Here is a 17,599-nt window from a genome sequence, read left to right on the forward strand (position 1 = left end):
GAGTTGATTATTTTTAGATAAGTTTATATTCTTTCCATTTAGCGCTAACAAATCTAATCATAAACAATACCGAACGACAAGCCCAGTCAGCACCCATAGCAATCCATACGCCAATGATTCCTAAGTCAAAGATAATTCCAAATAAGTAAGCAGATCCTAATCTAAATATTAACATTGAAATTATTCCTACAAACATTGAGTATTTAACATCGCCAGCTGAACGTAATCCATTAGGAAGAACAAATGAAGTTGGATGTAAAGCAAATGCCATGATATTATGCATAATAACTAAAATATAAGTATAATTTCTAGCAGTTTCAGATAATGAATATAAGTTCAATAATATTGGTAAAGCAAGAATAACAACACCACCAATTATTGCTGTGATAATGTAAGATATTTTCATTAGTTTTTTAATATAATATGTTGCCTGATTGTAATCATTGGCACCAACACATTGACCAACTACGGTTACGATCCCTAAGTTAATAGCATTAACTACAACTACTGCTATCTGATCAATACTTCCAGCGACACTATTGGCAGCAATTTGACTTGTTCCAAAGATTGCAACAATACTAGTTACTAAAACTCTTCCTAGTGTAAAAAGACCATTTTCAATACCATTAGGTACAGCGATTTGTAATATTTTTTTAATCATTGTGGTATTAAAAGTGAAAATCTCTTTAGTTTTGATATAAATTGGATTTTCATGATTAAAAGATAAAACTAACATAATTATCGCTGCAACAATTCTTGATATTAATGTTGGAAAAGCAACACCGGCAACCCCAGCTTGAAGGATGATTACGCCAATGTAATTTCCAATGATATTAATAATATTCATTAATAAAGAAATATACATAGTTACTTTAGTTTTTTCAATTGACCTAAAGATTGCAGCAGATGAGTTATAAATACCTAAAAAAGGAAAAGATAAAGCCGTAATTAGAAAATAGATTATACAAGCATTCATAACTTCAGCTTCAATTGAACCAAAAAATAATTGTAGTAAACCACGATGGAAAACTAAGCATAGTACCATAATAGCAATAGAAATAATTGCTGTGATCGTCATTAATTGACTAGCGGCAAAATTTGCTTGTTCCTTTTTTTGACTACCAAGATATTGACAGACAATTACAGCGCCACCAGTAGCAATAGCCGCTAAAACAGTAATGATAAGATTATTGATCATATCGACCAATCCAACACCGGAAATTGCTGCTTCACCGGCATAAGATACCATCATAGTATCAGCCATTCCGACAATCATTGTTAAGATTTGTTCGATTACTAATGGCCAGATTAATTTTGTTAATTGTTTATTTGAAAACATCATAAGATATCAGCCCCCTTGATACCTTAATTATATAAGCCCTGATTTTTCATGTCTAATACCTATAATAAATAGTTTCTATGCTTAAAATGAATTATAAAAAAGATGTTATAAAATTTGGTGATGTGTTCTTATTCTCTGTTTTTTATAATCTGATTGTTTGGTTATCTATTGTTATGGAAAAATATTTGCTTAAGATATTTAAGTTTGATGATGACTTGGATGATAATGGTGAAATAAATGAATTTGAAAAATAGAAAGAGGAGAGTGCTCCTAGATATGATTTCTCCTCATAGAATTTTAAAAGGATTCGAAATTTTAATATCGAATCCTTAGCGTACTTTTTAACTTTTTTGTATATTAAATATTTTTTACAAACTTTTTAGAAGTATACCAAATCATAAAAGTACTAGAAATACTTAACATTAATAGATATAATTCTGGAATGCTACTATCATCAGTTTTAACAGCATTAACTGAATTAATATCATTCGGTTTTTGAATTTCTGTTGCAGGTACCTGCTGAGAAGTTAATATTTGTCTTGCTGTCCATTGCCAAACATGTTCGCCGTTGTATTCAGGCATATTTAGTGCTGTATATACCCAAGACTCGTGTCCTCCTGAATAAATTTCATCACCAATTTGGACATTATCATAAGTGGTTAAAATAACATTAGGATTGTAGTCTTTTAGTAGGTTATATACTCTTAATGCAGATTCTTCATATTTAACAGTCCCATCATTTTTAGCTTGAACTAACCATAAAGGAGTATTCTTAATGGACAATAGCTCTTCATCAGTTATTTTTCTGCCTTCCCCATATGTATTGATATTTGATTGATCAATTGCAGGACAGGTTGCAACAGCAGCTGCAAAGAAGCCAGGATTATGTACTACTAAATCTAATGTCATATAGCCACCAGCAGAACATCCGTAGACATAAACTCGATTTTTATCGATTTGATAATCAGCAATAATTTTGTCAATTAATGATTTAGTATCTTGTAAATGATCTGACCATTCATCAGGCACTTGTGGTGCTAAAACATATGCCCCACCAAAAATATTTTGTGCTTCATCAGTTGTGAAAGTTACTGCACCACGATTGGCTTTTAATTGTGAAACATTGTTATACAATATTCCTTTGTATCCTGATTCGCCACCACCATGAAGCCACACGATTAATGGATGATTATTGCCATCATTTTCTGGTGTATATAATTGGTATTTTAAACCACCGTATTCACCTGCAGTAAATTTTTCAATTTCATTATTATGGATGTTTTCATTTTGTTTGAATTCTAGGTTAGTACTTTCGATTTCTGTACCATCACTAAGTTTTAATGGCTTAGTTAGTTCAATACGATATGAAATATCTAATGATAAATTACATCCTTTTAGTGTTTCAAAATTAGCTGTAAAATCTAATGTGCTTTGACCACTACCATCTTTGACTGTATTTAGATTTAAAATGATTTTTCCATCTAGAAAGTTTATCTGATCTATAACCCTTTCAACATTTTCATAAGTGCCGCAGTGAACTAGACCATCTGCTTCAATCATATCTACAATATCTTTATCAGTATATGGTGTGGTAGCTGTAGCATATACTTTAAACATATCAGTTGTTAAGCTTGTTTCATCAATGCTTAAATCTGTAGTATCCAAAACAATTTTATCAACAGCCTCTCCATAATTATAAACAGTTGAATATAAATCAAATGGAATTACAGTTTTGCTATCAGTTGCTAGAACAGGACTAATACTAATAGTTAGTATTGTAAATAAAGATAATAAAAAAGATAATGTTTTTTTCATGTTTTTTCTCCTTTCTTGTCAGTATTATAAAATATGAACAAGAGAGAAATATACAAAATTGTTGACTTATTTATCTTCGAAAAGTAACTTTCTAAAATTACCAGGTGTAAGATGATAATATTTTTTAAATGTTTGGATAAATTGGTTTTCATTTGTAAAGCCAGTAGCATAAGCGATTTCTAAAATTGTTTGATTCGAATTTATTAATAACTGGATTGATTTATCGATTCGATAATTATCTAAATACTGTTTAAAAGATAAACCTATTTCTTGTTTAAACATTCTTGAAAAATACTCTCGAGAGTATCCAAAATAGTCAGCCACTTGATATAAGTGAATGTCATGATTATAGTTTAAATGAATATAGTTAAGGATTTCTTTTGTTTTTTTAGTTGCTTTATTTTTATATTTGGTTCGGCAATTCTCATATAATAAATCAATTATTGTTAAAAGTTGTAAAAATATTTTAATATATCTATTGTTATTATTACTATCATATAATTTACAGATTTTTAGTATACTATTTGCAATTGATGTCTGTATGTTTGGATTATTTATTTTAAAGTAAGTTTCTTCTAAATCGGGTATTAATGATTTTAAAAAATCATAGTTTATTTGTAACGTGATTCCTACAATTTTATCTTCATAGCAATCAAAATGTGGAATTGAATAATGAATTTCCCCACTATTAGAAATACTAACTTCGTTTTCATGAAGAGTTTCAAATTGATTTCCGTTATAAAAATCAACTGTACCTTCTAAATTTAATGTTAATTCCAATGCTCGATGCCAATGTGCTTTTACAGATTGAATCGGAGCTTTATAATGATAAAATATTGCAATTGGAATATTACCTTTTGTATTAGTTATTTCATAATAAATTTTTTCCATATATATCTCCAATGTGACATTTAGCCTTTATTTAAATTATAATTTATTCAATATTATTAGTAAGCAATTTATTTATTAAAAAAGTAAGAAATATTTTATTCTTATTGAAAGTTACTAATTGAATGTATTGATTATATTGTGTAATTGTTATGAAAAATAAAATATTTATAACATTAAAACGAAGTATGATATTTTTCTTTAATCAACTCAATAATTTTTAACTCTGTTTCAATAATTGTAGTAAAAGGATATGTTTTTATTGTTTGATTAAATAGATTTAAATAATTTTGTGCTTCTTGATAATTTTTAACAGCTAAAAGCTGATAAGCATATAAAGTTCTTTGACAGCTTAGATTAGTTTTACAGCTTTGTTTTAAGAACTTTTCAATTTCATAATATAAATCATTTACTTTAGAACTATTTGCATTTTCCATCAATAAATAAAACAAGTATTCACTATTAAGAGAATTCCGATAATAATCAGTTAATTTACATTCATTTAAAATCTTTTCAATTAATATTTTAGCTTCATCAAATTTTAATTGCTCTTGCAAACGATCAATCTGGGCAACTAAAACAAATTGATTTAATGGATTATTTAAATTCGCATTGGCAGGCATTTCAAATAAGCTGTCGTCCATATCTTGAAAGCGAACATTATTTGTTTGTAGATAACTAATCATTAATTGTGCATAAAAACAGTAACGGCTTTCCTTATCTTTAATGATTGATAAAATATTATAACCATCATTAGGAAGAGAAATTATTAAAGGAATTAAATTAATTAAACCTAAATATCCATTAACAATTCCAAGTGTTATTACAATTATTTTAATAACATAGTTTAAATTAAAGACATTGATTAAAACAACAACTAATATAGCAGTTAATAAATTAAATATTCCACCACCAGCATTATAAAAGAAAAATGGAAAATTAGAGCGGTATGATGGTGGGATTAATAAACACTGCCCACCAGTACCGCTTATTGAAAACTTTTTAATTTTTAAATGATTATTTTGTTTAAGAATTAATATTTTGCCAATACGAAAACTACTAAAACGATAACCAGTCAATAACCCCATAACTAAATGTCCACTTTCGTGGATAATAATTGCCAGGGGAAAGATAAAAAATAACGAAACAATAAAAATTAAAATTGACGCTAATAAATATTGTTTAGGAAAACTGGAAGCTAGGATAAATCCAATAACAAAACCAGCACTAGCAGCTAAAATTATTTGAATTACTGATTGCCAAATTTTTTTCATACTTATAAGATATTACGTATTGTTTCAAAATATTCATCTACTAATGGTAGTTTACTAATCTTAAGTGCAATTTTGCATTGGATGCATAACTCTGATAGAGCACACCAGACAATTGGATTTTTAAAATAAATAGTTCGTGGTCTACCGTATTGTAGAATATAACTAACTAAAAAATCTAATGCTAGTTGAATTTCATCATCGTCAGGTTTTAACATTTCTTGAAAAACTATCATTTCGCTTTTTTTATCAAAAACAATAACAAGTAATGGATTAATCGGCTGTGAGTAGTCAGGATCAGTTACAAAGCCTGCTGCATAATTAATATCTATGATAAGTTCATTGTCATTGTAGCTAGTAGCTTTTAATTTGTTCATTAACTTTTCATTTTCAGGAATAACTGCCACAAATTTATCTATATCAGGGATACAGATAGCTTCATACTGCCATTGATTATTTTCAATATGGGCATAAATCATTTCATTTTCTTCAAACTCAACATCAATTTTGCCTTTTTGATAATATGGTACGATTTCTAGTAATTTTTCCATAACTTTTATTAGTAAAGCAGCTTGATTATCATCGATATCAAATGGCATAAATCCTTTTTTAAATGATAGAAAATATGGCCAATTACCATTACCACGATAACGTAAACCTAATTGTTTAATTATGTTTTTTTGATGTTTTGGAACTTCATCGCGATTTCCCATATAAAGAGTAATACAGTTTTGATCGAACATCATATATGTAGATAAATCAATATCATCATATTCTCTAGAAATTGAAATCAAATCAGCAAGACCAGCATCCCCTTGATAGATTGATAGACCGATACACTCACCTAAGCTTCCCATAATAGTACAATAGATTGATTCCATATCATCAAATTCAATTTGAATCCAGTCATTGCTTTCAAGGGATAACCAAGGTTTTTTAGTTGACCAGATTTTAGTTGTTTCATATAGTTTTTTCCATGTTTCTAAATTGTTTTCCATAATCTTCACCTTATTAAATATTTATAAAACCAATAATAAAGGCAATAACAATAGCACTTATTACATCACTGATATAATGAACGCCACAAAGTATCCGTGATAAACTGACAGTGATTGCTAGTAATAACATAACGATACCAAGTGGTAAAGAAACTTTTAAACAGGCAAAAGCAATAGCAAAAGCACTTACAGTATGGCGACTTGGAAAAGATTCTCCTTGCTTATGTTTAATAAGTGGTTCAATATCCATTGCTTCATATGGTCTTTTACGATTAATTATTTTTCTAAAGATAGTTACTACAGTAAAAGCAATACACGGGCGAATAATTGTTTCTAGTAATAATGGGTTATTAGTAAAAAATAAATAAATAATTACAACAGGATAAATAATAAATGTTATTACTGGAATATAGCGTGTAAAGTTAATAAAAGTATTTTTTAAAAATGGATGTTTTTTTATGTTAAATAACATTGATTGATAAAAATTTTCCATAAACTCTCCTATTTTAATAAAATTATTGTTTCACCAGCATTCATAGTTAAAATCTTACGTCTAGCGCGCTTATGATGATATTGTTTACGAACATATTGTTGTAATACTTTACTAGAATAACCATGGATTACCGTTATTTCACTAACTAATGGACTTAAACTGTCGATATAATTATCAAGCATTACTTTAGCTTCACTTGTTGTACAGTTATGAATATCAATTTTATTAAGCATTAAATCCCACCTTTATATTATTTAAAACTATTATACAAACATTTAAACCATCTTGCAATTTAGTTAGATATTAAGTAGAATATAGCATATGAATGGAGTGATATAAAATGGCACTTACAGCCGGAATTGTCGGTTTACCAAACGTCGGTAAATCAACCTTATTTAATGCAATTACAAATGCTCAGGTAGAAGCTGCAAACTATCCTTTTGCAACTATTGACCCTAATGTAGGGGTTGTTGAAGTACCTGATTATCGATTAGATAAATTAACAGAAATTTTTAAACCTAAAAAGACTATTCCTACGACATTTGGTTTTACTGATATTGCAGGATTAGTAAAAGGAGCTAGTCGAGGTGAAGGATTAGGAAATAAGTTTTTAGGAAATATTCGTGAAACTGATGCAATTTGTGAAGTTGTTCGTTGTTTTAGAGATAAAGATGTAACTCATGTTGATGGTGATGTTGATCCAATTAGAGATATTGAAACTATCAATCTTGAATTGATCTTTGCTGATTTAGAAACAGTTGAAAGAAGAATTGGAAGAATTGGTAAAAAAGCTCAATCTGGAGATAAAGGAGCTAAGGAAGAAATTGCAATCCTAGAAAAAATTAAAGGTGTTTTAGAAGCTAATAAGCCAGCTAGAACAATTGATTTTAGTAAAGAAGAAATGGCAATAGTAAAACAATATACATTACTTACAATGAAACCAATTATCTATGTTGCAAATATTGGTGAAGAAGATCTTGAAGATCCAAATAGTAATCCATACTACAATGAGGTAGTTAAATTTGCTAGTGAAGAAGGGGCAAATGTTGTACCTATCTGTGCCAAAATTGAAAGTGAATTAGTTGGTATGGAAAGAGAAGAAAAAGCAATCTTCTTAGAAGAATTAGGGATTGCAGAAAGTGGTTTGGATAAGTTAATTAAAGAAGCTTATCAATTATTAGGATTAAGAACATATTTTACTGCTGGAGTTCAAGAAGTTCGTGCTTGGACTTTTAAAGAAGGAATGACTGCACCAGAAATGGCGGGAATCATTCACAGTGATTTCCAAAGAGGATTTATTAAAGCTGAAACTTATAGCTTTGATGATTTGATGGAATATGGTAGTGAACATGCTTTAAAAGAAGCTGGCAAGATTCGTCAAGAAGGAAAACAATATGTTGGTCAAGATGGTGACATCATGTTGTTTAAGTTTAATGTCTAATGGCTAGATCAAAAAAACAAAAAAAGACTTTAATAGAAAGAATTAAACCTGCCGGTTTCAAAGATTTAATCAGAAAATTAATTTTATTAGTATGTGTTTGTGTATTTTGTTATAGTGCTTATAATCTAGCATCGATCTTATGGGAATATAAAGAGATGGATGATAGTAATGCTCAGATTGAAGAAACTTATGTAACAGAAAACACTGAGGATTCTAAAAGCTATAAAATTGTTGATTTTGATGCTTTATTAGCTCGTAATCCTGATGTTAAAGGATGGATCGATATACCTGATACAAATGTTAGCTATCCGATTTTACAAGGAGAAACTAACGATACCTATATTCATAGTGATATTGATAAAAAGGAATTTAGAGCTGGTTCAATTTTCATTGCTAGTGAAAATGCCAACCCATTTGTTGATTTAAATACTGTAATATATGGTCATAACATGAAAAATGGTTCTATGTTTAATAACATTAAATCATATACTGATCAATCTTTTGCTGATGAACATCCATATGTATATATTTATTTACCAGATGGAACTGTAAGTAGATATAAAGTAGTAGCTGCTCATATTATTCCGGAACAAAGCGTGTTATATAATACTGCGATTACAGATATTCAATCTTTTTATCAAGAGATGCTTCGTACAAGTGATATTAGTGTTGATTTTGATCAATCTGCTAATAGTCCAGTTATTACTCTTTCAACTTGTACTTCTGCAGGTAGTGAAAGTGGCAAACGAAATGTAGTCCATGCTGTATTAGATAAATCTGGAATTAATCCAGCTACTGAAAAAATGGAATAAAGGATATTGAACTGTTGATAATTTATCAGCAGTTTTTTAATTAAAAATAGGTAATCAATGTTAAATATTGGTAAAAATAAAAGTAATTATTAGTTTATGATATTATTGTAAATGGGATTTTATTTAATAGGGGAGTGTTTTATTTTTTTTAATAAATGGTATAATAAAAGATAATGTATTGGAGAAATTGAAAATGGTTTTTAATCGAAAGTATTTTAAATTATGTTTTATAATTTATATGTTTATAAATACCCTTGCTCTTGGTTATCTAGGGATTGAAATAAATTATTTGTTTATACCGTTATTAATTTGGGCCGTTGTAATCATTATTCATGATATTTATAAAAAAGAATTTCGCTTGACGAAAAATTATAGTATTTTAATGATTATTCAAGGGCTTATTTTATTGTTGGCAACTATTGTTAATGAATATAGTGATTTAAACTCTTATGTAATTGCAATAATGCAGTTAGTGATATATCTTGTCATTTTTAACAACCCACTTTCAATGACCAAAGAACAAATTGGTCAAGAAGTCAAAGTGATTACTGTGTTAGTAAATATTCTTGTAGGCGTTGCTTCGACGATATCTATTGGTATGTATTTAGCCCATTTTTCTAGTTTGGCTAATGGATGGAAATTAGGCGTTAGTGCGGGACGATTATCAGGAATCTATTTTAATAGTAATCCGGCGGCATTTTTAGCTTGTATGACAATCGTGTTAGCCCTTATTGCTATTAGGGAAAAGTTTAAAGGTCGTTTTTGGTATTTTTTGAATATCTTTATTCAATTTATTTATATTTTATTAACCAAATGTCGGATGGCATTGATTATTTTGATAGTTATTATTATTATGGTTGGTTACTATTTTTTTATTAGACGTCGACCATATAGTAATTTAAAACGAATTTTAATGGTTAGTGGATTAGTGGTTGTTATTGCCGGAACAGGTTTAATTGGTCAACAATTAGTTGAAGTTATTCCTTCGGTCGGTAATATAACTCGTCATGAAACAAGTCGCTTTCAAATGGATCAGTTAATCGAAGCAGGGCAGTTAATTGTTTCTGGTGATAGTGAAAAATTTAATCAAGGCTTAGAAATCATTGATGAGGTTTCAAATGGACGAATTTCTTTAACTAAAACGGCATTAGAAATATGGCATAGTGAACCAGTTATTGGAATTGGAGCTAATAATTTTAAAAAGATAGGAAGTCAGGAAACTGATGTTTTAGACTATTGGGCAATCCAGGTTGTTCATAGTCACAATGTTTTTTTAGAAGCATTGGTAGCGACAGGAATTATTGGTTTTATTATTTTTGTCATTTTCTTTGTTAAAAGTGTTATGATGGTTTTTAATGTTTTAAAGAAAAGTCAGGGAACTAGTATGTATTTTATTGTTCAGATGTTTACAATGATTGTATTATGCGAGTTTATTGGTGGGCTAACTGATTATGGTGTTTTCTATATTTATTCTTTATCGGCAACATTAGCCTGGTGCTTTTTGGGATATTTATACACATATCAGCGAATTATAAAAAAGGAAGAAAATCAGTAAAACTGATTTTAGACTGTTGGCAAGTAAGTTTGTCAGCAGTTTTTTATCAAGAAATTGTTATAGGGATTATTGGTATAATTGATATTTCTCTGGCTTTACCGTTGTACGATTGAAATTTAAAAAGGGAACGCCATAAAATTGCTGATAAAATCATTCATTAATAATATGGTTTTTAATAATTTTAGATTACGTTAAAAGATCACTAAATATGATAGTGGTCTTTTTTTATCTAGATAATAAAAAAATGGCGATTATTTGATGCATATCCGTTGACATATATCGACATTAGTATATAATGTTAGCGTCCTAACAAAATGGAGTGATGGTATGGAAGAGAAAATAATCGGGATAGAAATAAGAGTTTTAGCTAATTTAATAGGTCGTCATTTAAATGAGATTAGCAGTCATAAATTTGATTGTAATTTAACAGGACCGCAAGGATTATTTTTATGTTATTTATATGATCATCAAGATGAAGAAATTTTTCAAAAAGATTTAGAGGTTAATTTTAATGTACGTCGTTCAACTGTTACGGGATTATTACACTGTTTAGAAAGCAACGGCTTTATTAAGCGGGTTGGAGTTGATTATGATGCTCGTTTAAAAAAAATTATTTTAACTCCTAAGGCATTAGAATTTAAAGATACTTTAGAAAAATATATTCAGGAGATGGAACATACTTTAACAAAAAACCTAGAGCCTGAAGAAATTAATGAATTTATAAGAATTATTGGTAAGATGAAAAGGAATTTAGAGTAGGAGGACAAAATGGATAAGAAGTATTACATGGGAATTGACGTTGGGTCAACTACGATAAAAATTTATATTACTGATCAAAATGATGAATGTATTTTTTCAAAATATGAACGTCACTATTCAGATATTCAAGCTACTATTAAAAGCTTGATTAAAGAAGTAGAAGAAAAATTTGGTAATCTAAAAATAACAGCGGTAATGACTGGTTCAGGAGGACTAGCATTATCAGAATGTTTAGGCATAAAGTTTGTTCAAGAAGTAATTGCCTGTACAAAAACAGTAGAAACATATATTCCTGAATGTGATGTGGCGATTGAATTAGGTGGAGAAGATGCTAAAATCACATATTTCCAGGGCTCTTTAGAACAAAGAATGAACGGAACATGTGCCGGTGGAACTGGAGCTTTTATTGATCAAATGGCATCATTATTACAAACTGATGCTCAAGGATTAAATGAATTAGCTAAAAATTATCAAACTATTTATCCGATTGCATCTCGTTGTGGAGTTTTTGCAAAAACTGATATCCAACCACTTATTAATGATGGAGCTAATAAAGAAGATTTAGCAATTTCAATTTTCCAAGCTGTTGTTAATCAAACAATTAGTGGTTTAGCTTGTGGTAAACCAATTAGAGGGAAAGTTGCCTTTTTAGGAGGACCGTTATATTTCCTTGATCAATTAAGACAACGTTTTATTGAAACATTGAACTTAAAAGATGATGAAATTATTTTCCCTGAAAACTCACAATTATTTGTGGCTATGGGAGCTACTTTATTAGCTAAAGATGAAAATAATGAAACTGATGTAGAAACATTATTAAATAGATTAGAAAATCTTGATGAAAGTAAGTTATCAAATGGCAATACTTTAGAGCCATTATTTAAAAATGATGAAGAAAGAAATGAATTTAGACATCGTCATTACATCGATAAAGTAAGAAAAAATGATATCCGTAGTTATATCGGTAATGCTTATTTAGGATTAGATGTTGGTTCAACTACAACTAAGGCGGTTTTAATCGATGATAATGATTCAATTCTATATTCATTTTATGATTCAAATGAAGGTAACCCACTAGGGGTAGTCCAAAAAATAATTAGAGAAATCTATGACATTTTACCTGAAAATGTTAAATTGGCTTATAGTGGGGTTACTGGTTATGGTGAAGCTTTAGTTAAAGCGGCTATGAAAGTTGATATGAGTGAAGTTGAAACGATGGCTCATTATAAAGCAGCAACTTATTTTAAAGAAGATGTTAGCTTTATTTTAGACATTGGTGGTCAAGATATGAAAGCTATCAAAATCAAAGATGGCATTATTCAAGACATTTTATTAAATGAAGCTTGCTCTAGTGGTTGTGGTTCTTTTATTGAAACATTTGCAAAATCATTAGGTTATGAAGTTAGTGAATTTGCTGAATTAGCACTAAAATCAAAAGCACCAATTGACTTAGGTAGTCGTTGTACTGTCTTTATGAACTCTAAAGTAAAACAAGCTCAAAAAGAAGGGGCTAAAGTTGAAGATATTAGTGCCGGATTATCATATTCAGTAATTAAAAATGCTTTATACAAAGTTATTAAACTTCGTAGTAAAGAAGAATTAGGTAATAGTATCTTAGTTCAAGGTGGAACTTTCTATAACGAAGCTGTATTACGAGCTTTTGAAAAAGAAGCTGGTGTTAATGCTATTCGTCCAGATATTGCGGGATTGATGGGAGCATTTGGTATTGCTCGTTTAGCTCATGAACAATATAATGGACAACCATCAACTTTATTAACACGTCAGCAATTAGATGAATTTACATGTGAAAGTGAAATTCGTTACTGTCAAAAATGTACTAACCATTGTATGTTAACAGTATCAACATTCAATGATAATAGTGAATATATTAGTGGTAACCGTTGTGAACGTGGGGCTAATTTACCATTAAAATCTAAAAAATTACCAAATTTATTTGACTATAAATATCGTCGTGTCTTTAATTACCGTTCTTTAACTGAAGAACAAGCTAAACGAGGTACTGTCGGGATACCACGTGTTTTAAATATGTATGAAAACTATCCATTTTGGCATACATTTTTTACAAAATTAGGATTTAGAGTTGTCTTATCACCTCGTTCTACAAAAGCTATTTATGAAAAAGGAATTGAATCTATTCCATCTGAGAGTGTTTGTTATCCAGCAAAAATCTCACATGGTCATATTGAAGCCTTAATTGAAAAAGGAATCAGATATATTTTCTATCCTAGTTTAGCTTATGAACGTAAAGAATTTGACACTGCTAATAATCATTACAATTGTCCGGTTGTAACTTCTTACCCTGAAGTTATTAGAAATAATGTTGATAATTTAGAAGGTAATCATATTATTTATCGTAATCCATTTATGGATTTAAGTAATCCTAAAACTTTATTTAGTACTTTAAAAGAAGAATTAAGTGCTTTTAAAGTAAGTGATAAAGAATTAAAAGAAGCCATTGATGCTGGATTTGATGAACTGGCAAAATGTCGTAAAGATATCCAGGAACAAGGTGAAATGGTTCTTAATTATTTAAAAGAAAATAATATGACTGGTATTGTTTTAGCAGGGCGTCCTTATCATGTTGACCCTGAAATCAATCATGGTTTAGCTGATTTGATTACTGCTGAAGGAATGGCGGTTCTTACTGAAGATAGTATTTGTCATTTAGATAAAGAAATTGATAATTTAAGGGTTGTTGATCAATGGACATATCATTCAAGATTGTATCGAGCTGCTTCATTTGTTTCAACACAACCAAATCTTGAATTAATTCAGTTAACATCATTTGGATGTGGACTTGATGCAGTTACAAGTGATCAGGTTGCAGAAATTTTAAAAGCCCGCCATAAAATTTATACTTTAATTAAAATTGACGAAGGAAGCAACTTAGGAGCAATTAGAATTAGAATTCGTTCTTTAAAAGCAACAATTTTAAAACAAGAAAAAGTAAATCGAATGATTTATCCAAAATTCCAACCATTGAAGGTACCATTTACTAAAGAAATGAAAGAAGCCGGATATACAATTTTATGTCCACAGATGTCACCTATTCACTTCCAGTTTGTTGAAACAGCAATGCAGGAGTCAGGTTATAATCTAGTTGTCTTACCATCTGTCGATAAAGGGGCTATTGAAGCTGGTTTAAAATATGTAAATAACGATGCTTGTTATCCAAGTATTTTAGTAACAGGACAAATCATGGAAGCTTTATTAAGTGGTAAATATGATTTAGATAAAACTGCAGTCATTATTTCGCAAACAGGTGGTGGTTGTCGTGCAACTAACTATATTGCTTTTATTCGTAAAGCTCTTCAAGATGCTGGAATGCCACAAGTGCCAGTAATTTCTGCTAATTTACAAGGGTTAGAAAATAATCCGGGATTTAAAATTACATTGCCATTAGCTAAAAAAGTAATTATTGGAGCAATGTATGGTGACTTATTTATGAGAGTGTTATATCGTGTTCGTCCATATGAAGCAAAACCAGGAAGCGCCAATGCTTTATATGAATCATGGGTAGAACGCTGTCAAGAAAATGTTAGAGATGGAAGTATTACTAAGTTTAGAAAAAATGTTTATCAAATCGTTAAAGAATTTGATAAATTACCAATTTTAGATATCAAAAAACCACGTGTTGGTTTAGTAGGTGAAATTTTAGTTAAATTCCATCCAACTGCAAATAACGAAATTGTTGATATTGTTGAAAGAGAAGGTGGCGAAGCGGTAATGCCAGACTTAATCGATTTCTTCCAATATTGTTTCTATAGCACTGATTTTGAAAATAAGCATTTCCATGCTTCTAAAAATAGTGTCCGTCTTTGCAACTTAGCAATTAAATTTGTTGATTTATTACGTCATGATATGATCAAGGCATTGAAAAAATCAAAACGATTTGATCCACCAACACCAATTGATCACTTAGCTAAAAAAGCAAGCCAAATTGTATCAATTGGAAATCAAACTGGTGAAGGATGGTTTTTAACAGGTGAAATGATTGAGTTAATTGAATCAGGAGCACCAAACATTGTTTGTATGCAGCCATTTGCCTGCTTACCAAACCATGTTACTGGAAAAGGAGCTATTAAAGCATTACGTAAGGCTTATCCACAAAGTAACATTGTTGCTATTGATTACGATCCTGGAGCTAGTGAAGTTAACCAGTTGAATCGTATCAAATTAATGCTATCAACAGCCTTTAAAAATTTAAAAGCTCAACAAGAAAATGCAAATTAATAAATAAAAAATAGAGAAGATGAATTGTAAGTTGTATTCATCTTCTCATTTTTTTGATTAAATTAAAATTCTTTTTTTAATACAATTCGTTTACTGATTTTCATTGAAACAAATAAAATAGCTAAACAGATTGCAAAGATTATTAATAATATTATTAGTGGATCAACATTATTAATAAATGAAATTAATGAGTTGAAATTTATTTGGCTTTGAGCAAGTAAATTAGCTAATAAATAACAAACTACAAACCCGCCACCTAAGAAAATAATAATTGCAATTCTACCATTTTCACTACCGTACTTTAATTGAAAAGGAATTAAGATTGCTAACATAACAAACATTATTGGAAGCATCACTAATGTTGATAACATCCAGTCACTAAAAATAAAATTATTAAAATTTATCATTTGAATAATTGTTGTTATAACAAAACTTAAAAACCAGCTGCAAGTTCCAGCTAAAATACCAAAACAGTATTTTTCCTCAACATAACGACTACGACTAAAAGGTAAGGTGAATAAAAAAGCATTGCCATTATCAAATTCATCATAACTAATAGTACTAATAGTAAATAAAGAACAAATAAACATAAAATAGCCAATTAAAAAATAATAATCAAAATCTAAAAAACAAGCTGTTGCTCCTAATATTAAAACAATTAAGATAAAAAAGTTTTTTTGATTAAGCATTAATTTAAAATCTTTAATTAATAAGCCTTTCATAAATCTTCACCTCTAATCATCATCAAAATCAAATCATCGATATTACCATTTTCAATAACGATCCCTGGATAATTATCCAAATAAAACTGTTTTTGATTCGTCAAACATTGATAACCATAATTTTCTGACTTGTATTTTAAAATATACTTAGAATCTAAAGATTTAAACTGGGCTTCGTTAATTTTTAATATTGCATAATCACTTAAAAGAAGATCAGTTTGTTCATGCATGATAATTTTACCATCATCAATCATGTATAAATCATCACATAAACTTTCTAAGTCTTTAGAAATATGCGAACTAATTAAAATAGAACGGGTTTCATCTTCGCTGATGTAATCTCTAAGTAAATCAAGAATATCATCACGAGCAAGAACATCTAAACCAGAAGTTGGTTCGTCTAAAATTAATAATTTAGCTTGATGGCTACATGCTACAATTACTTTTAATTTTGCTTTCATCCCAGTTGAAAACTCTTTGATTTTCTTATTTAGTGGCAGATTTAATTTTTGACATTGCCGTAAAAATTTTTGTTTATCAAACTTATCATATAAATTACTTAAAACTGGAATAATATCTTTAATACTTAAATAACCACTAAAACCAGAATCAGCTAAGACTACACCAATATTTTGCTTATCATGTGCAGTGAGTTCACTAATATTTTTATCAAAGATCGTAATTGAACCACTATCAATTGTTATTAAACCTAAAACAGCTTTAAATGTCGTACTTTTACCGGAACCATTTTGTCCAATTAAACCAGTTATAAAACCAGGCTTAATTTCCATAGAACAGTCTAAGGTAAAATGATCATAATGTTTCTTTATATTTTTGATTTCTAACATGATTAACCCTCCAAAATGATAATAAATAAGTTTTTTAATTCTTCATCGGTTAAACCGTATCTTCTACCTTTTTGAATGGCCATTTCCAAATCGGTTTCGATTTCTTTTTTTCTTTCTTCAACTAATAACTCTTTATTTGAAGCTAAAACATAAGTCCCTTTACCATGAATGGTACTGGTAAAGCCTTCTTGTTCTAAGTTATCATATGCTTTTTTTACAGTGAGAGCACTTATTTTTAAATCTTTAGATAAAGAGCGGACAGATGGTAAGATATCATTTTCTTTTAATTCACCATTAATTATTAAAGCTTTAATTTGTTCTACTATTTGTTCATAAATAGGAATCATCGATGTATTATTAATTATTATCTTCATTGCTACCCTCCGTTCATTAACAGTATA

At 29.2% G+C, this 17,599-nt stretch carries 15 protein-coding genes; 5 read left to right on the forward strand and 10 right to left on the reverse strand.

What is annotated here, in order from left to right; genetic code table 11:
* Positions 1–13 precede the first annotated feature (13 nt).
* The 7 genes from ABGT36_RS00380 to ABGT36_RS00410 form a co-directional block, all read right to left on the reverse strand.
* On the reverse strand, positions 14–1,342 hold the full coding sequence (locus ABGT36_RS00380; protein WP_346676387.1) for an MATE family efflux transporter: 1,329 nt from the start codon (positions 1,340–1,342) through the stop codon (positions 14–16).
* Between the two features lie 357 nt (positions 1,343–1,699).
* Complete coding sequence (locus ABGT36_RS00385) at positions 1,700–3,157, reverse strand: prolyl oligopeptidase family serine peptidase (RefSeq protein ID WP_087301561.1); 1,458 nt, start codon at positions 3,155–3,157, stop codon at positions 1,700–1,702.
* Between the two features lie 66 nt (positions 3,158–3,223).
* A complete protein-coding gene (locus ABGT36_RS00390) occupies positions 3,224–4,048 on the reverse strand; it encodes a helix-turn-helix domain-containing protein (RefSeq protein ID WP_087301563.1) in 825 nt (274 codons plus the stop codon).
* Positions 4,049–4,221: 173 nt separating this feature from the next.
* Positions 4,222–5,319 carry a hypothetical protein gene (locus ABGT36_RS00395; protein ID WP_346676388.1) on the reverse strand — a complete coding sequence of 366 codons (1,098 nt, stop codon included), beginning with the start codon at positions 5,317–5,319 and terminating at the stop codon, positions 4,222–4,224.
* A 2-nt stretch (positions 5,320–5,321) separates the two neighbouring features.
* Positions 5,322–6,314: a DUF6930 domain-containing protein gene (locus ABGT36_RS00400; protein ID WP_296883363.1), complete on the reverse strand. Its 993-nt coding sequence runs from the start codon at positions 6,312–6,314 to the stop codon at positions 5,322–5,324.
* Between the two features lie 13 nt (positions 6,315–6,327).
* A complete protein-coding gene (locus ABGT36_RS00405; RefSeq protein WP_300629940.1) occupies positions 6,328–6,807 on the reverse strand; it encodes a phosphatase PAP2 family protein in 480 nt (159 codons plus the stop codon).
* 8 nt (positions 6,808–6,815) lie between these two features.
* Positions 6,816–7,040 (reverse strand): Smr/MutS family protein, encoded by a 225-nt coding sequence (locus tag ABGT36_RS00410; RefSeq protein ID WP_087374377.1) that lies wholly within the window; start codon positions 7,038–7,040, stop codon positions 6,816–6,818.
* 107 nt (positions 7,041–7,147) lie between these two features.
* On the opposite strand from ABGT36_RS00410, the gene ychF reads away from it, so the two are divergent.
* The 5 genes from ychF to ABGT36_RS00435 all read left to right on the forward strand — a co-directional run bounded on the left by ychF (position 7,148) and on the right by ABGT36_RS00435 (position 15,628).
* Positions 7,148–8,248, forward strand: coding sequence for a redox-regulated ATPase YchF (gene ychF, locus ABGT36_RS00415; RefSeq protein ID WP_087301573.1), 1,101 nt, complete (start codon positions 7,148–7,150; stop codon positions 8,246–8,248).
* Entirely contained in the window at positions 8,248–9,060 is an 813-nt protein-coding gene (gene srtB, locus ABGT36_RS00420) for a class B sortase (protein WP_087374379.1), read from the forward strand. Before ychF ends, srtB begins: the two co-directional genes overlap by 1 nt.
* A 193-nt stretch (positions 9,061–9,253) precedes the next feature.
* Positions 9,254–10,615, forward strand: coding sequence for an O-antigen ligase (locus tag ABGT36_RS00425; protein ID WP_087374381.1), 1,362 nt, complete (start codon positions 9,254–9,256; stop codon positions 10,613–10,615).
* A 327-nt stretch (positions 10,616–10,942) separates the two neighbouring features.
* A complete protein-coding gene (locus tag ABGT36_RS00430; RefSeq protein ID WP_087374383.1) occupies positions 10,943–11,374 on the forward strand; it encodes a MarR family winged helix-turn-helix transcriptional regulator in 432 nt (143 codons plus the stop codon).
* Positions 11,375–11,383: 9 nt separating this feature from the next.
* The gene (locus tag ABGT36_RS00435; RefSeq protein WP_087301581.1) at positions 11,384–15,628 is read left to right on the forward strand and encodes a 2-hydroxyacyl-CoA dehydratase; all 4,245 of its coding nucleotides are present in this window, start codon (positions 11,384–11,386) and stop codon (positions 15,626–15,628) included.
* A gap of 62 nt (positions 15,629–15,690) precedes the next feature.
* Here ABGT36_RS00435 and ABGT36_RS00440 read toward each other — a convergent pair whose 3' ends face one another.
* The 3 genes from ABGT36_RS00440 to ABGT36_RS00450 are packed head-to-tail and all read right to left on the reverse strand — an operon-like array spanning position 15,691 to position 17,572.
* Positions 15,691–16,350 (reverse strand): ABC-2 transporter permease, encoded by a 660-nt coding sequence (locus tag ABGT36_RS00440; RefSeq protein ID WP_087301583.1) that lies wholly within the window; start codon positions 16,348–16,350, stop codon positions 15,691–15,693.
* Positions 16,347–17,198 (reverse strand): ABC transporter ATP-binding protein, encoded by an 852-nt coding sequence (locus ABGT36_RS00445; protein ID WP_087301585.1) that lies wholly within the window; start codon positions 17,196–17,198, stop codon positions 16,347–16,349. The genes ABGT36_RS00440 and ABGT36_RS00445 overlap by 4 nt, the downstream gene beginning before the upstream one ends.
* Before the next feature lie 2 nt (positions 17,199–17,200).
* The gene (locus tag ABGT36_RS00450) at positions 17,201–17,572 is read right to left on the reverse strand and encodes a GntR family transcriptional regulator (RefSeq protein WP_087301587.1); all 372 of its coding nucleotides are present in this window, start codon (positions 17,570–17,572) and stop codon (positions 17,201–17,203) included.
* Between the last annotated feature and the right edge of the window lie 27 nt (positions 17,573–17,599).

The organism is Erysipelatoclostridium sp. An173 (genome assembly GCF_963931465.1).
GTDB classification, from domain to species: domain Bacteria; phylum Bacillota_I; class Bacilli_A; order Erysipelotrichales; family Coprobacillaceae; genus Thomasclavelia; species Thomasclavelia merdavium.